The organism is Novosphingobium sp. CECT 9465 (genome assembly GCF_920987055.1).
Taxonomy (GTDB): domain Bacteria; phylum Pseudomonadota; class Alphaproteobacteria; order Sphingomonadales; family Sphingomonadaceae; genus Novosphingobium.
Genome location: NZ_CAKLBX010000001.1, coordinates 3,532,558 through 3,549,110 on the forward strand (window position 1 = coordinate 3,532,558; position 16,553 = coordinate 3,549,110).

22 protein-coding genes and 1 pseudogene are annotated in these 16,553 nt (G+C 58.4%); 11 read left to right on the forward strand and 12 right to left on the reverse strand.

The window, feature by feature from the left end; genetic code table 11:
- Window positions 1-222: 222 nt before the first annotated feature.
- The 5 genes and pseudogenes from LUA85_RS17145 to LUA85_RS17165 all read right to left on the reverse strand — a co-directional run.
- Window positions 223-1,043: pseudogene (locus LUA85_RS17145) on the reverse strand (helix-turn-helix domain-containing protein); the annotation flags it as partial.
- A gap of 52 nt (window positions 1,044-1,095) precedes the next feature.
- Entirely contained in the window at window positions 1,096-1,683 is a 588-nt protein-coding gene (locus tag LUA85_RS17150; RefSeq protein WP_231471562.1) for a mobile mystery protein B, read from the reverse strand.
- On the reverse strand, window positions 1,680-2,138 hold the full coding sequence (locus tag LUA85_RS17155; RefSeq protein WP_231471563.1) for a mobile mystery protein A: 459 nt from the start codon (window positions 2,136-2,138) through the stop codon (window positions 1,680-1,682). The genes LUA85_RS17150 and LUA85_RS17155 overlap by 4 nt, the downstream gene beginning before the upstream one ends.
- Window positions 2,139-2,225: 87 nt before the next feature.
- On the reverse strand, window positions 2,226-2,522 hold the full coding sequence (locus LUA85_RS17160) for a hypothetical protein (protein WP_231471564.1): 297 nt from the start codon (window positions 2,520-2,522) through the stop codon (window positions 2,226-2,228).
- A 1-nt stretch (window position 2,523) separates the two neighbouring features.
- Window positions 2,524-3,060 carry an antirestriction protein ArdA gene (locus tag LUA85_RS17165; RefSeq protein ID WP_231471565.1) on the reverse strand — a complete coding sequence of 179 codons (537 nt, stop codon included), beginning with the start codon at window positions 3,058-3,060 and terminating at the stop codon, window positions 2,524-2,526.
- Between the two features lie 388 nt (window positions 3,061-3,448).
- Here LUA85_RS17165 and LUA85_RS17170 point away from each other — a divergent pair, with 388 nt between their 5' ends.
- A complete protein-coding gene (locus LUA85_RS17170; protein WP_231471566.1) occupies window positions 3,449-5,536 on the forward strand; it encodes a hypothetical protein in 2,088 nt (695 codons plus the stop codon).
- Window positions 5,537-5,751: 215 nt separating this feature from the next.
- On the opposite strand, the gene LUA85_RS17175 is transcribed toward LUA85_RS17170, so the two are convergent.
- Both LUA85_RS17175 and LUA85_RS17180 read right to left on the reverse strand, forming a co-directional pair.
- Window positions 5,752-7,115 (reverse strand): IS3 family transposase gene (locus LUA85_RS17175; RefSeq protein ID WP_371823646.1). Its coding sequence is split into 2 segments (ribosomal slippage): window positions 5,752-6,767 and window positions 6,767-7,115, totalling 1,365 coding nucleotides; the frame shifts between segments, so codons are not numbered across the junction.
- A 52-nt stretch (window positions 7,116-7,167) separates the two neighbouring features.
- Window positions 7,168-7,563 carry an epoxide hydrolase N-terminal domain-containing protein gene (locus LUA85_RS17180; RefSeq protein WP_231471567.1) on the reverse strand — a complete coding sequence of 132 codons (396 nt, stop codon included), beginning with the start codon at window positions 7,561-7,563 and terminating at the stop codon, window positions 7,168-7,170.
- 283 nt (window positions 7,564-7,846) lie between these two features.
- Here LUA85_RS17180 and LUA85_RS17185 point away from each other — a divergent pair, with 283 nt between their 5' ends.
- Together LUA85_RS17185 and LUA85_RS17190 are read left to right on the forward strand one after the other, a co-directional pair.
- Window positions 7,847-9,073 carry an aromatic ring-hydroxylating dioxygenase subunit alpha gene (locus LUA85_RS17185; protein WP_183956599.1) on the forward strand — a complete coding sequence of 409 codons (1,227 nt, stop codon included), beginning with the start codon at window positions 7,847-7,849 and terminating at the stop codon, window positions 9,071-9,073.
- A 42-nt stretch (window positions 9,074-9,115) separates the two neighbouring features.
- Window positions 9,116-9,478 carry a hypothetical protein gene (locus LUA85_RS17190; RefSeq protein WP_183956598.1) on the forward strand — a complete coding sequence of 121 codons (363 nt, stop codon included), beginning with the start codon at window positions 9,116-9,118 and terminating at the stop codon, window positions 9,476-9,478.
- 128 nt (window positions 9,479-9,606) lie between these two features.
- Here LUA85_RS17190 and LUA85_RS17195 read toward each other — a convergent pair whose 3' ends face one another.
- On the reverse strand, window positions 9,607-9,780 hold the full coding sequence (locus LUA85_RS17195) for a hypothetical protein (protein ID WP_231471568.1): 174 nt from the start codon (window positions 9,778-9,780) through the stop codon (window positions 9,607-9,609).
- A 94-nt stretch (window positions 9,781-9,874) separates the two neighbouring features.
- Here LUA85_RS17195 and LUA85_RS17200 point away from each other — a divergent pair, with 94 nt between their 5' ends.
- From LUA85_RS17200 to LUA85_RS17215, 4 genes are all read left to right on the forward strand, one after another.
- Window positions 9,875-10,252 (forward strand): nuclear transport factor 2 family protein, encoded by a 378-nt coding sequence (locus LUA85_RS17200; protein WP_183956597.1) that lies wholly within the window; start codon window positions 9,875-9,877, stop codon window positions 10,250-10,252.
- Between the two features lie 114 nt (window positions 10,253-10,366).
- Window positions 10,367-11,050, forward strand: a complete 684-nt coding sequence (locus LUA85_RS17205; RefSeq protein WP_231471569.1) for an SDR family NAD(P)-dependent oxidoreductase — start codon at window positions 10,367-10,369, stop codon at window positions 11,048-11,050.
- A 44-nt stretch (window positions 11,051-11,094) separates the two neighbouring features.
- A protein-coding gene (locus tag LUA85_RS17210) for an IS3 family transposase (RefSeq protein ID WP_371823651.1) occupies window positions 11,095-12,458 on the forward strand; the annotation gives its coding sequence in 2 pieces (ribosomal slippage) (window positions 11,095-11,443 and window positions 11,443-12,458; 1,365 coding nt in all).
- A 74-nt stretch (window positions 12,459-12,532) separates the two neighbouring features.
- Complete coding sequence (locus tag LUA85_RS17215; protein WP_256448278.1) at window positions 12,533-12,715, forward strand: SDR family oxidoreductase; 183 nt, start codon at window positions 12,533-12,535, stop codon at window positions 12,713-12,715.
- On the opposite strand, the gene LUA85_RS17220 is transcribed toward LUA85_RS17215, so the two are convergent.
- On the reverse strand, window positions 12,687-12,854 hold the full coding sequence (locus tag LUA85_RS17220; RefSeq protein WP_231466483.1) for a hypothetical protein: 168 nt from the start codon (window positions 12,852-12,854) through the stop codon (window positions 12,687-12,689). The two genes, LUA85_RS17215 and LUA85_RS17220, sit on opposite strands and share 29 nt — an antisense overlap.
- A gap of 55 nt (window positions 12,855-12,909) precedes the next feature.
- On the opposite strand from LUA85_RS17220, the gene LUA85_RS17225 reads away from it, so the two are divergent.
- A protein-coding gene (locus tag LUA85_RS17225; protein WP_231471571.1) for an IS5 family transposase occupies window positions 12,910-13,721 on the forward strand; the annotation gives its coding sequence in 2 pieces (ribosomal slippage) (window positions 12,910-13,222 and window positions 13,222-13,721; 813 coding nt in all).
- 44 nt (window positions 13,722-13,765) lie between these two features.
- Entirely contained in the window at window positions 13,766-13,945 is a 180-nt protein-coding gene (locus LUA85_RS17230; RefSeq protein ID WP_231471572.1) for a hypothetical protein, read from the forward strand.
- On the opposite strand, the gene LUA85_RS17235 is transcribed toward LUA85_RS17230, so the two are convergent.
- Window positions 13,938-14,435 carry a hypothetical protein gene (locus LUA85_RS17235; protein WP_231471573.1) on the reverse strand — a complete coding sequence of 166 codons (498 nt, stop codon included), beginning with the start codon at window positions 14,433-14,435 and terminating at the stop codon, window positions 13,938-13,940. The two genes, LUA85_RS17230 and LUA85_RS17235, sit on opposite strands and share 8 nt — an antisense overlap.
- Before the next feature lie 6 nt (window positions 14,436-14,441).
- Between LUA85_RS17235 and LUA85_RS17240 the strand changes: the two genes are divergently transcribed.
- Both LUA85_RS17240 and LUA85_RS17245 read left to right on the forward strand, forming a co-directional pair.
- Entirely contained in the window at window positions 14,442-14,774 is a 333-nt protein-coding gene (locus tag LUA85_RS17240) for a hypothetical protein (protein ID WP_231471574.1), read from the forward strand.
- Between the two features lie 494 nt (window positions 14,775-15,268).
- Entirely contained in the window at window positions 15,269-15,472 is a 204-nt protein-coding gene (locus LUA85_RS17245) for a hypothetical protein (protein ID WP_231471575.1), read from the forward strand.
- Here LUA85_RS17245 and LUA85_RS17250 read toward each other — a convergent pair.
- The gene (locus LUA85_RS17250) at window positions 15,469-15,678 is read right to left on the reverse strand and encodes a hypothetical protein (protein ID WP_231471576.1); all 210 of its coding nucleotides are present in this window, start codon (window positions 15,676-15,678) and stop codon (window positions 15,469-15,471) included. The two genes, LUA85_RS17245 and LUA85_RS17250, sit on opposite strands and share 4 nt — an antisense overlap.
- A 404-nt stretch (window positions 15,679-16,082) precedes the next feature.
- Complete coding sequence (locus LUA85_RS17255; RefSeq protein WP_231471577.1) at window positions 16,083-16,304, reverse strand: hypothetical protein; 222 nt, start codon at window positions 16,302-16,304, stop codon at window positions 16,083-16,085.
- Window positions 16,305-16,553 lie beyond the last annotated feature (249 nt).

A 16,553-nucleotide genomic window follows, 5' to 3' on the forward strand; every position in this document is an offset into this window, starting at 1 on the left:
CCTCAACCTTCCAGCGCTACAGCCTCGGGGACCATCTCGGCGTAACGGCTTCGCCTCAATCCCCTTTACCTGCGGGCTACGTCACCCTGCCAGTTGACGGCAGGTCACCGCCGCTTGGGCTCATGCCCCCTCACAGCAGAGGGCAAGGCATTCGTTCAGTTCCTCCTTTCTCCTTTGCATTCCAGTCATATGCACCCCGGACCATCCGGGACGAGGCGCACAGTAGGTAAAATCAGTCTGCCACATCTCGTTTACCCGCGTGGTCTTGGTGTGGAACTGATCGGCGGCCTTGATCACGACATAGGCCGGGCTGGTGATCAGATCGTGGGCCTTCAACAGACGGTAAACCGTGGCTTCCGACACGAAGTAGCGCCTCTCATCGGTAAAACGCACCGCCAGTTCCCGGGGGCTTAGCTCGGACTGCCCCAGCGCCAGCTCGATGATCTGATCATGGATGTCAGGCGGGATCCGGTTCCACACCCGGCTCGGTGTCGATGGCCGATCCTCCAGCGCCTCCGGGCCGCCTTCGAGGAACCGGTCGTACCAGCGGTAGAAGGTCCGACGGGCAATGCCGAGCTCGTCCAACGTGTGCTTGGCTGGTAGGTGCGATTGCTCGACGATCCGGATGATCTCGAGCTTCTCCGATGCTGGATACCTCATTCGTCGTCGCCCCCATCCGCGATCATACTTTTTTTGAGCAGACGGTTTTCGAGCGTCAGGTCGGCAACGCATTCCTTCAGGGCACGGGCTTCGCGGCGCAGGTCCTGCACCTCGCCGGTGGTTGCGGCACGGGCAGTGTCGCCAGCCAGGCGACGCTTGCCCGCTTCCATGAACTCCTTCGACCAGGTGTAATACAGGCTTTGGGCGATGCCTTCCTTGCGGCACAGCTCGGCAATGCTGTCCTCGCCGCGCAGGCCATCCAGCACGATCCTGATCTTGTCTTCGGCCGAGAAGTGCCGACGGGTCTGCCGCCGGATGTCCTTCACCACCCGCTCGGCAGGGGCCTTCATCGGCGATTTTTTTAAGGAGTGTTGGGGCTTCATCTTCGTTCCTTCGTCACTACGACGAAGCCCCAACACTCCTTAAATCACAACCTCAAATCTGTGCCATTGGTGCTGACGGGGAACAGTAGCCATCGGCGGCGCGCAGCGCCGCCACGTAGGCCCGGCGGGTTTCTTTGGCTTCGACCAGATTGGCGCGGCCCCATGTAAAGCGGGGTAGGGTAAGCTGCACGGCCAGCAGGTCTGCTGCAAGGCGCGCATGGCGTCCGTTTCCATTGGGAAACGGATGGATGGCGACCAACCGGTGATGAAACCGCACCGCGATTTCATCGGCGGGGTAGGTGGCATGGTCGATCCAGTAGCGCACATCGTCCAGCAGTTGATGCAGGTCCATACCAATGCGGTAGGCGTCTACGCCGATGTTGCGCCCGGTCGTGCGGTATTGCCCGGCCCAGCGCCAAACTTGCCCGAACATCCGCTTGTGCAGGGATTTCAGGAAGCGTTCGTCCAGCACATCGCGCTTGCGTCCGAACGCCCAGCGGTCGGCCTCTTCGATGCCAATTTGCTCGGCCTCGTTTAGTTCATGGCGCAACGTGATGTAGGCTGGAATCAGCCCCTCGCGCTCTTCGGCGGTGAGGGGTGTCGCTGCGTCATCTTCATCGTCAAACAGCGAGTCGCTCATGCCTCATCCCATAAACGGCGCGCGGGACCGTCCAAATAAGCTGCAATCAGGCGTTCGCGCGCGTCGGCAAGGTCGCGCGCATCCAACGCCTGATCTTCTAAGCGCATGGTGTGATGCACGCGGGCCAGCTCTGCGTCGGCCAGAGCGACGGCGCGGGCGCGGCGCAATTCGTCCAGCGGCTTGGTTGGCACAATAGCGTAAACGAAGGTGCAGCCCATGGCCTCGGCAGCTTCGCGCATGCTCTTGATGGTGGTGCCGCCCGTTACCTCGGCCTTTTCCAGCGCGGATACGCGCGAAGGAACGACGCGAAGGCGCGCAGCCAATTGCGCGCTGCTCATTCCCAAGGCTTCGCGCAGCGCGCGCAGCCAGCCGCGCGCAGGGGGCGTTAGCTCGATTTCCCGCAACGGGGAAAGCTTGCGCTCTAGGTGCTTACGGGCAAGTTCGCTCTGGTTCATGACACTTATCTGTGAATTTATATTGCCTTGTTTATCACAAATATGTGCACTATTCCAGAATATTATTCATCAATAAGTGAATCTGTATCAGAACAAGCAGCCCTGCCTGCTGGCGTCGATATGCGCCAGCCAATCGGGCTTAGCTGCTTCCTCGTCCAGCCACGCCGTCACCTGCGCGACCACATCGCCGCCATGGGCGTCAACCGTGCCGATGGGTACGAAGTGCGACCGATAGCCGGTGCCGGTGATGGGCAACGCCGCCCCTTCGGGCGCGATACTGCGAATTTCCAGATGCTCAATAGCGGTCCAGCGGCGGGGCGTATGCACCACGCGAATGGTGATTGTCCGCCATGTCAGGCTGTAGGTTCGCGATTGCGGCTCCATATCAGTGCCCCGCGAACACGTGCACGGCATCCCATGCAGTCTGCACGGTGAACAGGTCGCCGTTCATTTCGGCATCGCGGGCCATGGCGGGCCAGTCGATATAGTAGCGGAGCGCATGGGGAATGGCGGTGCTGTCCTCCGTCACTTCCTGCACATAATCGGCAAGGCTGGCATAAGTGCCCAGATGGCGGTCCTCGATGGCCTCGCGGGCTTCGTCCAGTTCGCCGCTGCAATGGTCCAGCAAGGCCACGCCCAACGCGCCATGCTCGGCAATGAATGCGGCAAGTTCGCTCACATGGTCAAAGCTGGCATATTCCTCGATGCGCGCACCGCCGAACCCCTCATAATCATGGATGGCCCATTCTTCGGCCCCAGCGATGGGCGATGCGGCCAGCATGGCCTTTACCTCATCGTAAATGGCCCAAGGCTCCTGTGCGGCGTCGATCCAAGCGCCGTGCAGATAGCCGTTATTGTAGGCGGCAAGGCAGGCCACATAGATGCGGGGTTGTTCGATCTGGTTGGTGGTGAAGGCTCCCATTTCTGTCTCCGTCGGTTTGGGTTTCAGGTGCGATCTGAAACCCTGCCCATGCGGCGAGCATCGGGGGGCAAACGGAGCAAGTGGCTCCGCGGGGAACCGGCTGCACGCAACGCAGTGGAGGAAGCTGGGCGGAAGGCACTTCGCAGTGCGCTGGGGGCAGCGCCCCAGCCCTTGCGTTAGCGGTCGTCACCGGATGGCAAAAACGCCGCAGGCGGTTGCGGGCGCACCGCGCCTAGAACGCGTGCCGAAGGCAACGCCCCGCTAAGAATTGTTACGGAATCCCAGCATCATTGTTCTTGCCAACAAACGGCAAAAGGGAGGAGAATTTCAGGACGGGAGCGTCGGAATTATGATTGCCCCGTCAGAAGTGCATTTCTGGAGGTACTTTTTGGAGCTGAGAGCCTTTTGCGCGACGGTCGATCAGACATCGGGTGGCATCAATGACATCCGCGAGAGCCCGCAAGCGCTGTATGACTATGTAGGACTTAATTTTGAAGGGACCTACCAGCTCGCAGCGGTTCGGGATGCGTTGAATGAACAAGTCCGATCTGCATTTCAGTCTGGCCATCGGACCGCTGCAACCCTTTGTCGCAGCCTGATTACAGATTTAATTCGCGAGCATGTGCTGTTCGATCAACCTCTTGACCCATACTACGAGATTTTGACGCGCATTCGTGATGCTGCCCGGCAGGTCGATGACGCTGGAGAAATCGACGGTGATTGGAAGGCTGCAATCAAAGCGGCACGAGATGGCGTCGAACTCTCGAACTTCCCCCGATCCGACCTCCGCTCACCGCATGCACGGGATTATAATGTTGCCGAGGCGGCTAAGGCACTGAGATCGGCAGGCTATGCGATCCGCCTCGAACCGGGGTTCATTGCCGTAGAGGAAGCGGCCCAGACCTTACTTGTTGGCGAAATCGAGCGACTTGCGGCAGCGATTGGCGGTATCAACATTGCCAAGCGGATATTCGCCCGGATCACCCCGGCCTACGACAACGCGATGGGCCGATATCATCTCGTTCCTTCTATCTCGATGATGGGCGGCGGCAGTCCGCAAATTCCATTCGGCTATATCCTTCAACTGGCCGTCAAGCACCTTGAGGCAAGGGCCCCAATTGCCATGCATGATGCGCATTGGGCGCGACTGACCGGTCTGGCCACTGCGTATGCGGCGGTTATTGATGTGCAGCCCTACTATCCGGCGGTGTGGGGCACCATGGATGCACAAGGTCTGCTGAATTACCTACGTGAACAGGCCCTTTATGACTCGATGTTTCGGTTCCCGCAGTTGCGGGCATCCGATGTCCTCAAAATCTGTCGTGGCGCATTCTCATTTTATGACTCCGACCAGCAAAACCCCGGCGGTTGGACCTTAAGCCAGGCGTTCGATATCATCAGCTATCTGGTTTCACCTAGCCATGACGTTCGTGGCCCCGTCGTTGTCGACGAACGGGCGGTGAGACGCTGTCTGCCGCACATTCCCAGAGCGGCAATTTCCATTATTCTCAAAGAGGTTCTTTCACACCCGGCCGGAGGACCAAATCAGCATTTTTCCCTTCCAACGGATGCCCCCACGCCTGAAAATAAGGGAAAGGGTGCCGATTTTTATCTAAAGCCACTGATCCGCAGGCCCGGCAATCGCTATCTTATCATCGACAGATCGATGTGCGGTTGGGGTTACATCGAAGCTTTGCTGACCGCTTTAAGACCGCACGTCCAAGATCTTGATTCCAAAGTTGGAACCGCAATGGAGCGGTTTATCGAAGCAGAGTTTGCGTTACGCAATGTCGAGGCTTTCGGTGGAGACTATGATGAGGTTGGTCACGGGGAATGCGATTTGGTGGTGCCGACGCCTGACGTGCTTGTGTTTCTGGAATTGAAAAAGAAATCGCTCACCCGCTTGGCACGAGCAGGGGTGGATGCGGAACTTCTCCTGGCACTGGCGGGAAGCATGCTTGACGCCCTTGCCCAGGCGGGTTGGCACGAGCTTCGCATCGAGCGCGCAGGTTCTTTAGACCTCGTGAAGGATGGCACCACGCGCCGAGTTGCACTTGATGGTCGCAGAATTGAAAAAGTTGCCGTGGGCATGATGGACTTTGGCAGCTTTCAGGATAGAACCGTTCTCAAGCAGTTCCTTGAAGCGACCTTGAATGTAAATTTTGGCTCTTCGGACCCTGCATACGATAAGAAATTGAAAAAAATTAATGCTGCACTCGATGAGATCCGCGACCAATATAACGTTGCTCATTCTGGTAATTCCGAAGTTCGTCAACCTTTCTTCAATTGCTGGTTCATGAGCATCTCGCAGATTTTAATTTTGCTGGATGAGGTTTCGGATTCTGCGACATTCAAGGATGCTTTATGGAGCTACCGACATATGGTTACAGGGACATCTGATCTCTATTTTGAAATATCAAACATGCGCAGGATCAAAGCGGAAATTTCGGTGCAATCGCAGACCCCGGACTACTAATCACGATCCACGCCATTGAATGCAGCGACAAGCGCTTGTGCGCGCGTCGCCAATGCCCCCCCGCCCGCAGCCAATGCCACGACCCTATCGCGGGCGGAATCGAAGTCGAGAAAGCTCTCAAGATGGTTCCGCTTTAGGACCTGTCCGTCGTCAGAACATTCGGCACAACTCGCGGCGTAAATTAGCGGAGTGCGGACCTCGTCTGGGGGTTGATGTTAGGCGGCGAGCTTGCGGTGTTGCAAGCGCCGATGTTCGATGGTCTGTCGCTTGATCCTTTCGCGCTGTTTGATGATGGCTGGAGCCCTGCCGAAGTAGGCATCGGCGGGCGTCACGTTGTTCAGGCTCTCGTGGTAACGCTGGTGGTTGTAGTACTCGACGAAGGCCTCGATTTGGGCTTCGAGGTCGCCGGGCAAAAAGTAGTTTTCCAGCAGGATGCGGTTTTTCAGGGTTTGGTGCCAGCGCTCGATCTTGCCCTGGGTTTGCGGGTGCATCGGGGCACCGCGCACGTGGCTCATCTTCCGGGCCTCAATGTATTCAGCCAATTCGCCGGCGATGTAGCTGGGGCCATTATCCGACAACAGCCTGGGCTTGTGCAGCACCGTGGCGCTGTCGCAGCCCGATGCGCCAAGGGCCAGGTCGAGCGTGTCGGTCACATCCTCGGCGCGCATGTTGGTGCACAGTTTCCAGGCGATAATGTAGCGCGAGAAGTCGTCGAGCACGGTCGACAGGTACATCCAGCCCCACCCGATGATCTTGAAGTAGGTAAAATCAGTCTGCCACATCTCGTTTACCCGCGTGGTCTTGGTGTGGAACTGATCGGCGGCCTTGATCACGACATAGGCCGGGCTGGTGATCAGATCGTGGGCCTTCAACAGACGGTAAACCGTGGCTTCCGACACGAAGTAGCGCCTCTCATCGGTAAAACGCACCGCCAGTTCCCGGGGGCTTAGCTCGGACTGCCCCAGCGCCAGCTCGATGATCTGATCATGGATGTCAGGCGGGATCCGGTTCCACACCCGGCTCGGTGTCGATGGCCGATCCTCCAGCGCCTCCGGGCCGCCTTCGAGGAACCGGTCGTACCAGCGGTAGAAGGTCCGACGGGCAATGCCGAGCTCGTCCAACGTGTGCTTGGCTGGTAGGTGCGATTGCTCGACGATCCGGATGATCTCGAGCTTCTCCGATGCTGGATACCTCATTCGTCGTCGCCCCCATCCGCGATCATACTTTTTTTGAGCAGACGGTTTTCGAGCGTCAGGTCGGCAACGCATTCCTTCAGGGCACGGGCTTCGCGGCGCAGGTCCTGCACCTCGCCGGTGGTTGCGGCACGGGCAGTGTCGCCAGCCAGGCGACGCTTGCCCGCTTCCATGAACTCCTTCGACCAGGTGTAATACAGGCTTTGGGCGATGCCTTCCTTGCGGCACAGCTCGGCAATGCTGTCCTCGCCGCGCAGGCCATCCAGCACGATCCTGATCTTGTCTTCGGCCGAGAAGTGCCGACGGGTCTGCCGCCGGATGTCCTTCACCACCCGCTCGGCAGGGGCCTTTATCGGCGATTTTTTTAAGGAGTGTTGGGGCTTCATCTTCGTTCCTTCGTCACTACGACGAAGCCCCAACACTCCTTAAATCACAACCTCAAATCTGTGCCATTGGTGCTGACGGGGAACAGAGCTGAGGCTCAGTCAGGGGGCCGACTATCTTCAGAAACTCTACGACAGATCCGGGCCAGCCATGCGTTATCAGCAGCGGGAGCGCACGCGGGTTCGACGAGCGGATATGCAGGAAATGAATATCAAGCCCGTTAATAGGTGTTCTGTACTGGCCCAGGTCGTTCAATAGGCGCTCGCAACGCCGCCAGTCATATGAGGATCGCCAGTACTCGCACAGCTTTCGTACGGACTCCAACGGTGCGCCCTGCGTCCAGTTCTGCACAGTCTCCGGCTCAGGCCAGCGCGCACGCTCAAGGCGTTGCTTGAGATCAACGATCTGATCTTCCGGAACCCTGCTATAATATCTTTCTACGTCGAACATGAACCTGTCGCTGCTCCCCAAGGCGTCGCTTATTTTTGAAAGTATCGGGCAGAACCTTGCGAGTGGTCCGCTGCCGGGTATTGATCCTGCTTAACAAATGCTGCGTTCTCGACCCAGAGGCTCGGGGAGGTTCATTCTGACCCTCCGTCAGAAAGGCTGATTGTAGCTTTGCGCGCCCCGCCATAAAGACGAGCCTAGCAAGCCACCGAACACCGGCACTATCGTGCAGAGGCAGCGTTGGCGGCCAATGTTGCTAGGTTGCGGATTTGAGTAGGAGGATGTCATGAACGGATTTACCAGGATACCGGAAAGTCGCTGGTTGAGATCGAGGGATCTCAAACTGGAGGAGAGTTCTGCCCCAGCCTCCTTCTATACGTCGCAGGAACAGTTCGAGCTGGAGCGTGAGCAGGTCTTTCGGCGCGCTTGGTTATCGGTCGCGCGCGTGGAAGAGCTTCCCAACGCAGGCGATTTCGTCAATCTCGACATTTTGACACTCAAGGCCAAGCTGATCTTGGTCCGGGGCGACGACGGAGAGGTGCGCGGCTTCCACAATTCCTGCGCGCATCGCGGTGTGATGGTCGTACAGAAGGAGAAGGGCAACGCTGCCCAGTTCCGCTGCCCCTACCATGCCTGGGTGTATGGAACCGACGGCAAGCTGCGGACCATTCCCGGCGCCGATATGTTCCCGGATGTGAAATGCGGTCATGACGGTCTGCCGCCGGTGCATACGGGTATTTGGAACGGTTTCATATTCGTCAATTTTGCCAAGGAACCCGAGGAGTCCCTTGAGGAGTTCCTCGGAGAAGCCGGGGTTCTTTTCTCCGACTTGCCCTTCGAGGATTATAATCACGAGCTGCGCTTCCCTCAGCCGCTCGCGACGAACTGGAAGCATATCAGCAACGCCTTCACCGAAGGCTATCACCTGGGCTTCCTGCACAAGAATTCACTCCCGTTCGTCTTCGATCGCGAAAACCCACTGACGGATTATCCGACCGTGCGATTCATGGGGCGCCACTCCGCGAATATCACCGGAGCCAACAGCAAATGGCAGCCGACAAAGCCGGTTATGCGCTTTGCCCTGGAAACCGGGTTCGCAGCAGACGCCGAGTTGGAGCCGGCCGGCAAGAAGTTGATGGATCATCCGGCAATCAACCCAGATCGTATAGATCCGATCATGGAAGAGGCCATCAATATCTTCCCTAACACTCAGATCCAGGTTCTGCGTAATGGCTATCTGTGGTACCAGTATTGGCCGTCGGGGCCCAATGAAATGCTGTGGGACGTGCGTCTTTTCCTCGATAGGGCACCGCACAGTTTCAGGACGGAATTCGCAGAAGCCTCCTATGTCGCGGCCAGCCGCGACGTGTTGGCCGAAGATTCCTCGATGGGCGAACTGCAGCAGCAAGGTCTCATCTCGGGAGGACTGGAACGGGTCAAATATGGTGAGAACGAGTTCATGCTGCGTCACTTTGCGCAGACGCTGACGAATTACATCGAAGGCAAGGTTTAGATCTAAGGGTTGCTGGCGCCGGACGCGCCAAGGAGAATTATAATGTCAACGATTGAAAGAGGCGTCAGTCCGTCGCTGCCTGCCGGCTTCGAGGCGCTCGAGATGTTCCTCGAGGAGTGGGGTGATCTCGAGACAGAGGACGAGAGATACCAACTTCGACGCCGCAAAAGCCTCGAGGACTTGAAGCTCTTCTATGATGCCGTGACTCCGAGGCTCGAGGATGTGTTCCGGCATCTCGACCAATTCGAGTATGGCCCGCTGCCCAGAGCCGAGCAGGGACTTTTCCGGCTCGCTCTCGGGCTGGCCGAGGTCGCCCAGGCTGTGGAGGTGATCGGGCATCCCAGTGTCCCCACCACCTCTGCCCAGCACACTATTCAAATTTCTCGGCCACGGAGCCTGAAGTAGAAGCAGGTTCTTGAGGAGGGCCGATCGGGCGGTCCCGCTCGGAGCGACCAAGTTGCCGTGGTCGGGAAGGGCAGCGGCTAACCGGGAGACATCGTGTCACGCTGGTTCAAGGTGGCTCGACACTGGCATCACAGTTTGAGGCGCCGCTGGCAGCGGTAAATATCGGCTATGATGACGTCGAGGCGGCCAAAGACCGTCTGGAGGCGGCGGGTTACCCCGTGCTGTATCAGCAGGCGATGAAGTCGGGTGGAACCGCCTATCATTTCGGGAAAGCTTTCCATGGCATGCCACTTTTTATTCATCCAAGCTCGGCAGACGCGGAAATGATCGGCGTGTAATATCATAGCGGGTGCGGAGCGATTACCGCTCACGCGCTAAAGGAACGGGAGCAATCACGTGGCTAATTCTGACGGCAACAAGGAACTGGTTCTACGGTTTATGCAAGCCATCGTGGATGGCGACGTCGCGACCCTCGAGACAATTATCCATTACGACGCGAGATGGTGGATCAACGGGATCGGGGACCTCGATCGAGCGGGCCTCTTCAACGGCCTTAGCGCCCTGATTGCCGCCAAAGAGCGGACGATGGTAGTGACCCATGCTGTGGCGGAAGGCGATCACGTCGCTGTGGAGGCGGTCGGCGAAATGGTCTATGATAACGATGTCTATCGAAATCAGTACCATAATGTCTTCCGGATTGCCGATGGCTGTATCATAGAGGGCCGGGAATATATGGATACGCAAGCGGCAGCCGCGTTTATGGCTAGGCGGTAGTTTCCGGGCCGAGGGGAGCCCCCGCGGGCAATGGCCTACGGCCTAGCATTAAATGCAAGCAGAGCGGATACTGGGCAATGCCTTTCGCCTGCTACCTATGTTAAAGGAAAGCAAATGCAGCGTCTGGCAAACAAGGTCGCGATCGTCACGGGCGGCGGCGGCCGTATCGGTGCGGCAACGGCAAAGCGTTTCGCTGCCGAGGGCGCAAAGGTTGTGATCGCAGATCTTAGTGAAGAGGGCGCCGAACGGGTCGCGACCGAGATCGGGGACGCGGCGCTGGCCGTCCGGTTCGATGCCGGCGACGTCGAAAGCATTGCTCGCCTGGTACAGCGCACCGTCGATCATTTTGGCGGACTTGACATCCTTCACAACAACGCCGCGCTTTTGGATCTGGAATTCCTCAATCGTGATCGTACCGTGGTCGATACCGATATAGAGGTGTGGGATCGCACAATGGAAGTTAATGTGCGCGGCTACATGGTGGCATGCAAACATGCGATCCCTCATATGCGTCGACGGGGTGGCGGATCCATTATCAATACGTCGTCGGGCGCGGCGGCAGCGGGGGACAGTTCGCGCGTCGCTTACGGTTCATCAAAGGGAGCGATCCTCGTGATGACCAAATATATTGCCACACAGCATGGTCGGGAAAATATCCGATGCAATGCGATAATGCCCGGGCTCATTCTCGACCCGGAACTTGAGCCTAAGATTGCCGAACTCGCCGCGCTCATCAAACGTCACCAGCTCATCGAACTGTTCCCCGTCAGCACCAATGGCACAGATTTGAGGTTGTGATTTAAGGAGTGTTGGGGCTTCGTCGTAGTGACGAAGGAACGAAGATGAAGCCCCAACACTCCTTAAAAAAATCGCCGATGAAGGCCCCTGCCGAGCGGGTGGTGAAGGACATCCGGCGGCAGACCCGTCGGCACTTCTCGGCCGAAGACAAGATCAGGATCGTGCTGGATGGCCTGCGCGGCGAGGACAGCATTGCCGAGCTGTGCCGCAAGGAAGGCATCGCCCAAAGCCTGTATTACACCTGGTCGAAGGAGTTCATGGAAGCGGGCAAGCGTCGCCTGGCTGGCGACACTGCCCGTGCCGCAACCACCGGCGAGGTGCAGGACCTGCGCCGCGAAGCCCGTGCCCTGAAGGAATGCGTTGCCGACCTGACGCTCGAAAACCGTCTGCTCAAAAAAAGTATGATCGCGGATGGGGGCGACGACGAATGAGGTATCCAGCATCGGAGAAGCTCGAGATCATCCGGATCGTCGAGCAATCGCACCTACCAGCCAAGCACACGTTGGACGAGCTCGGCATTGCCCGTCGGACCTTCTACCGCTGGTACGACCGGTTCCTCGAAGGCGGCCCGGAGGCGCTGGAGGATCGGCCATCGACACCGAGCCGGGTGTGGAACCGGATCCCGCCTGACATCCATGATCAGATCATCGAGCTGGCGCTGGGGCAGTCCGAGCTAAGCCCCCGGGAACTGGCGGTGCGTTTTACCGATGAGAGGCGCTACTTCGTGTCGGAAGCCACGGTTTACCGTCTGTTGAAGGCCCACGATCTGATCACCAGCCCGGCCTATGTCGTGATCAAGGCCGCCGATCAGTTCCACACCAAGACCACGCGGGTAAACGAGATGTGGCAGACTGATTTTACCTACTTCAAGATCATCGGGTGGGGCTGGATGTACCTGTCGACCGTGCTCGACGACTTCTCGCGCTACATTATCGCCTGGAAACTGTGCACCAACATGCGCGCCGAGGATGTGACCGACACGCTCGACCTGGCCCTTGGCGCATCGGGCTGCGACAGCGCCACGGTGCTGCACAAGCCCAGGCTGTTGTCGGATAATGGCCCCAGCTACATCGCCGGCGAATTGGCTGAATACATTGAGGCCCGGAAGATGAGCCACGTGCGCGGTGCCCCGATGCACCCGCAAACCCAGGGCAAGATCGAGCGCTGGCACCAAACCCTGAAAAACCGCATCCTGCTGGAAAACTACTTTTTGCCCGGCGACCTCGAAGCCCAAATCGAGGCCTTCGTCGAGTACTACAACCACCAGCGTTACCACGAGAGCCTGAACAACGTGACGCCCGCCGATGCCTACTTCGGCAGGGCTCCAGCCATCATCAAACAGCGCGAAAGGATCAAGCGACAGACCATCGAACATCGGCGCTTGCAACACCGCAAGCTCGCCGCCTAACATCAACCCCCAGACGAGGTCCGCACTCCGCTAATTTACGCCGCGAGTTGTGCCGAATGTTCTGACGACGGACAATCGAACGAACCGGGCGGCCCGAGGATATTGCCGCCTTGGCGGCTTTCTTCGCGTCAGACGAATCCGGCTTCATCACCGGGCAGTCGCTCAGGGCCGATGGTGGCGTTCTCGATCATCAGCCTATGTTCGCGGATGAATTAGGCCGTGAACCCATTAACGCGACGGTGTCTGAGCCTTCTTGATCTGTCGCACCGCCCAGATGACAATCGGAATTGTCAGAATCAGGAACACGATAAGTCGGGTGTTCCACTGCTCACCGCTGAAGAATGCGATCAAGGCAGCGGCAAAGAAGAATAGCGTCCAAGACATCCAGGGCTTCATAGGGTTCATCGTAACACGCCTTTCCTTGTTGAGCGAAAGCTGATTCAGGGACTGGATGAGCCGATATGACCTGACCGATTTCGAGTGGCGTGTGATCGAACCAATGTTGCCCAACAAGCCTAGAGGCGTGCCACGTGTCGATGACCGGCGTGTGCTGAATGGCATCTTCTGGGTGCTGCGGTCAGGGGCGCCGTGGCGAGACTTGCCGGAACGCTATGGCCCGCGCACAACCTGCTACAATCGCTTCGTGCGATGGCGAAAAGCCGGTGTGTGGGATCGAATGATGGACGCCATCACCGCCGCCCATGATGGCGATATCCAGATGATCGACAGCACTTCCATCCGGGCGCACCAACAGGCTGCGACGGCAAAAAGGGGGATCGAGATCATTGTCTCGGTCGCTCCCGAGGCGGGCTCACCACCAAAATCCACGCGGTCGTCGATGGGCAAGGCCTCCCGATCCGGCTCAGCCTGACTGCCGGGCAAAGCCACGACGGGCAAGCGGCTGACGATCTACTCAATCACGTTGGCGCCGGAACAATCGTGCTGGCAGACAAGGCGTATGACGCCGATCGTATCCGAGCGTCTCTCCGCGAAAAGGGATCGTTTGCCAACATTCCGCCCAAGGCAAACCGGAAGTCGAAACCGTACTTCAGCACATGGCTGTACCGCGAGCGGAACCTGATCGAACGCTATTTCTCCAAATTGAAGCACTTCCGCAGAGTAGCTACCCGCTACGACAAGTTGGCCGAAAACTTTCTGGCCATGGTCCAACTCGCCTCAATGCGCCTGTGGCTGCGCGTTTATGAGTCTACGGCCCAGTTTCAGCGCAAGCAACGGACCCCAAAGAGAAGGCTTACATTCTGACCCTGACCTGTTCGGTGGTGGCGTCATGGTTCAAGGACGAACCGATGTATGCCAAGACCAGCGATGCCATTTCGCGCACAGCCACGGTGCTTGGCTACTCCAAGAAAAAGCAGGCGCAGGATATTGTCGCCATGAGCAGCGTTCTGGGAAATGAAAGGCGTTCCAATCCGACGATCATGGATCGGCATCGGGCGGCCTGCCGCCGTTATGGATTAGCTAGCTAAGCCCGGCGGCTGGATTGTTCGGCGCTCGTACATCGGGCACCGACTGTGGGGCAGGAGCGGCGTTACTGCCAACGGAAACGCCCGCAGCAGCGAGTGCTGCACCGATTTCATCCATTTCGGCAGGCACCACGGCATTTGGAGTGGGTGCGGCTTGCCGTGACACTGCATCCTTGGAAGCGGTTTGGCTTTGGCTGGCCGCCTGCGCCTGTATCCCTTCAATCTCTTGCAAGTTTGCCTGCGCGGTGCTGAGCAAACGCGGATAGTCAGGACTATCCTTAGCGCCGTGGTCGCCCGCGTCTTGTACTTGATCGAGTTGAAGCTGCGCGGCTTGTCGTAGGGCATCCGGGGTGCCAATGGCGCGCAGGCGGTCGATTTCTTCCTTACGTTCCTGCTCGCGCTTGCGGTAGGCGGCTTCCTCTTCAGCGTTTTCAAAGCGCAGATAGGGATCGAGCACTTTCTTCTCGAACAGGTCGCTATTCAGGGCGTCCATCGAAGCGTGCACGCGCTCAAGCCGTGCTTCCAGCGTTTCGGCGCTTTGCGCACTGGTCGCGGTGGTGCGGGCCTGCTGCGCCACGGCCCCACTCTGAGCAACAATGGCGGCAATATCGCTGCGCAGGCCAGCGAGCGCGGTGGCACCGGCGGTGCCTACCTGCCGCATGGCGGCGCTGAGGTTTTGGAGCTGGGTTTCCAGTGGGCCGGTGCTGGCCCCGCTGCGGCTGAGTTCGGCCAGGACGTTCTCAAGGTCAAACTGAGCTATGGCCAGTTTGCCAATCAGTTCGGCGCGCTGGCTAGCCAGCGGTTCATCCGTGGCCGGATGACCCGGCTCTGAAACTGTCATGTCGGCGGCGATAGATTACCTGTCTCGCGCGAGGGTGAACGTCACACAGCATACCTCAAAAATCGCTAAAACTTGGTTAATATTTGGTTGATGGGTGGGCGGTTTCGGCAGGGAACCTCCCCGCACTAGCGCGTGGAATGGCGCTGGCCGTGTCGCGTATGGCCGACCGCGCGGAACGGGCAAGGCGCGGCGCTTCCGTGGCCCATGGCATATCCGGGCCGTGTGCAGCTTGCCCGCCGGGGGGCGGTGCCAAGGGCAGCCGGTGCCCGATGCGCTTGGCCGGTCGGCCTGTGGCTCCGGGTCCATCGTGCAATCCAGCGCGGGGCGAACCGGGAGGAACCCATGACCGTGACCGCCACCATCCTGCTTATTAACGCTATTGCTCAACTTGCGGCTTCCGTGGCGCAACTGGTGCGGGCGCTTCGTCACGGGCGACGGCAATAGGTAGCGCTTGCGGCTGCGGTTGCTGCCACTATGCTTCGGGGATGAGCCGTGAATGGGACCATTATGATGTTGAATGCAGCGGTTGCGGCGCAACCGGCAGCATTCGTATGTGGTCCGACGACTGGAACCGCTGGGGCACAGAATGGGACGGTTTCAAAGGCATGACCTATGTGACCGGGCCGAAGCCGGAACGGGTCGAATGTGAGAAATGCGGCAGCAGCAATCCTGCTATCATCCGGCGTTAGCCGAGCGCTGAGTAGCTCGTCACACTGACATGGAACACAAGCATAGCTTCGCGCTTGGTGTCATTGACGCTGCGGATGCTGGGATGGCAAAGATGTTCGCTGTCACGGTAGCTGATCCAGAAATCGCGCCCGCCTTTGTAGACCCAGACCATATCGCCGTCATCATTGGTCCATTTTCCAATCAACTGCCGCTTTGAGCGCGCCATGCTTTTCGATTCCTTCGTCTGAGGGCTGACAGGCCCGTGCTGTCAGAAAGCCGCCATAGCAATGATCGAACAAAAATAGAACAAAGAGGCTTCGATTCATCGGTGGATAGTGCGTCTAATATGGAGTGGTTGCGATGGCCGCGCTCCGTTCGGGGCGCTTATGGCCACCATGCTCCCGGTTCCGTGAGCATTTCGCGGGCGCGTCGCCGGTTCCGGCTTTGGCGCGGTTGGCGTCCTGTTCAGTGCGCCAACAGTAGGGCTGTTGCGTATGCTTTTTCTTTTACCCAGCAAAAGCTGATGGTTTTGTACAAAATGAGCAATGTTCGATGTTGGATTGGCTTACTCTGCTGACCGTTACCGATCAGCACCGTCATGCGCCATTTGATTGACAACTTCTTAATCAATCAAATCGCGTCCCATTCTCCGATATCATCAGGTATATTCAGGCTCCCGAGATCGACGCCGTTTGAGGGTGAATATGTATGTCCGCCGGAGGCATCATCTGCTGCGGCCATTGGTGAGTGATATGAGCCCAGATTTTCATTATCATACATGATGATCCAGCGGCCTTGATGGGCCAGAATGAAGACCGGCCCACGTCTAGTTTGGAAGCGATAGCCTCTCATATACGAACTCCGTCACGTCTGGTGCGGGCGGGGGGAATCGAACCCCCAAGGGCAAAGCCCGACGGATTTTCTTACCAGCTACGGCTTTCGCCGCCGCCCGGATGGGCGTTTGTGGTCTGGACTATCCCTTCACCATGCCCCGGCTGGCGGGGGTTAGGTGCTGCCCGTCTAGTCTCTACACCTTCCCGAAAGCGGGGCTTTCGGGCTTGGCTCGGGATTGCCATTTCAAAGGTTTCCCCGACTTTGAGC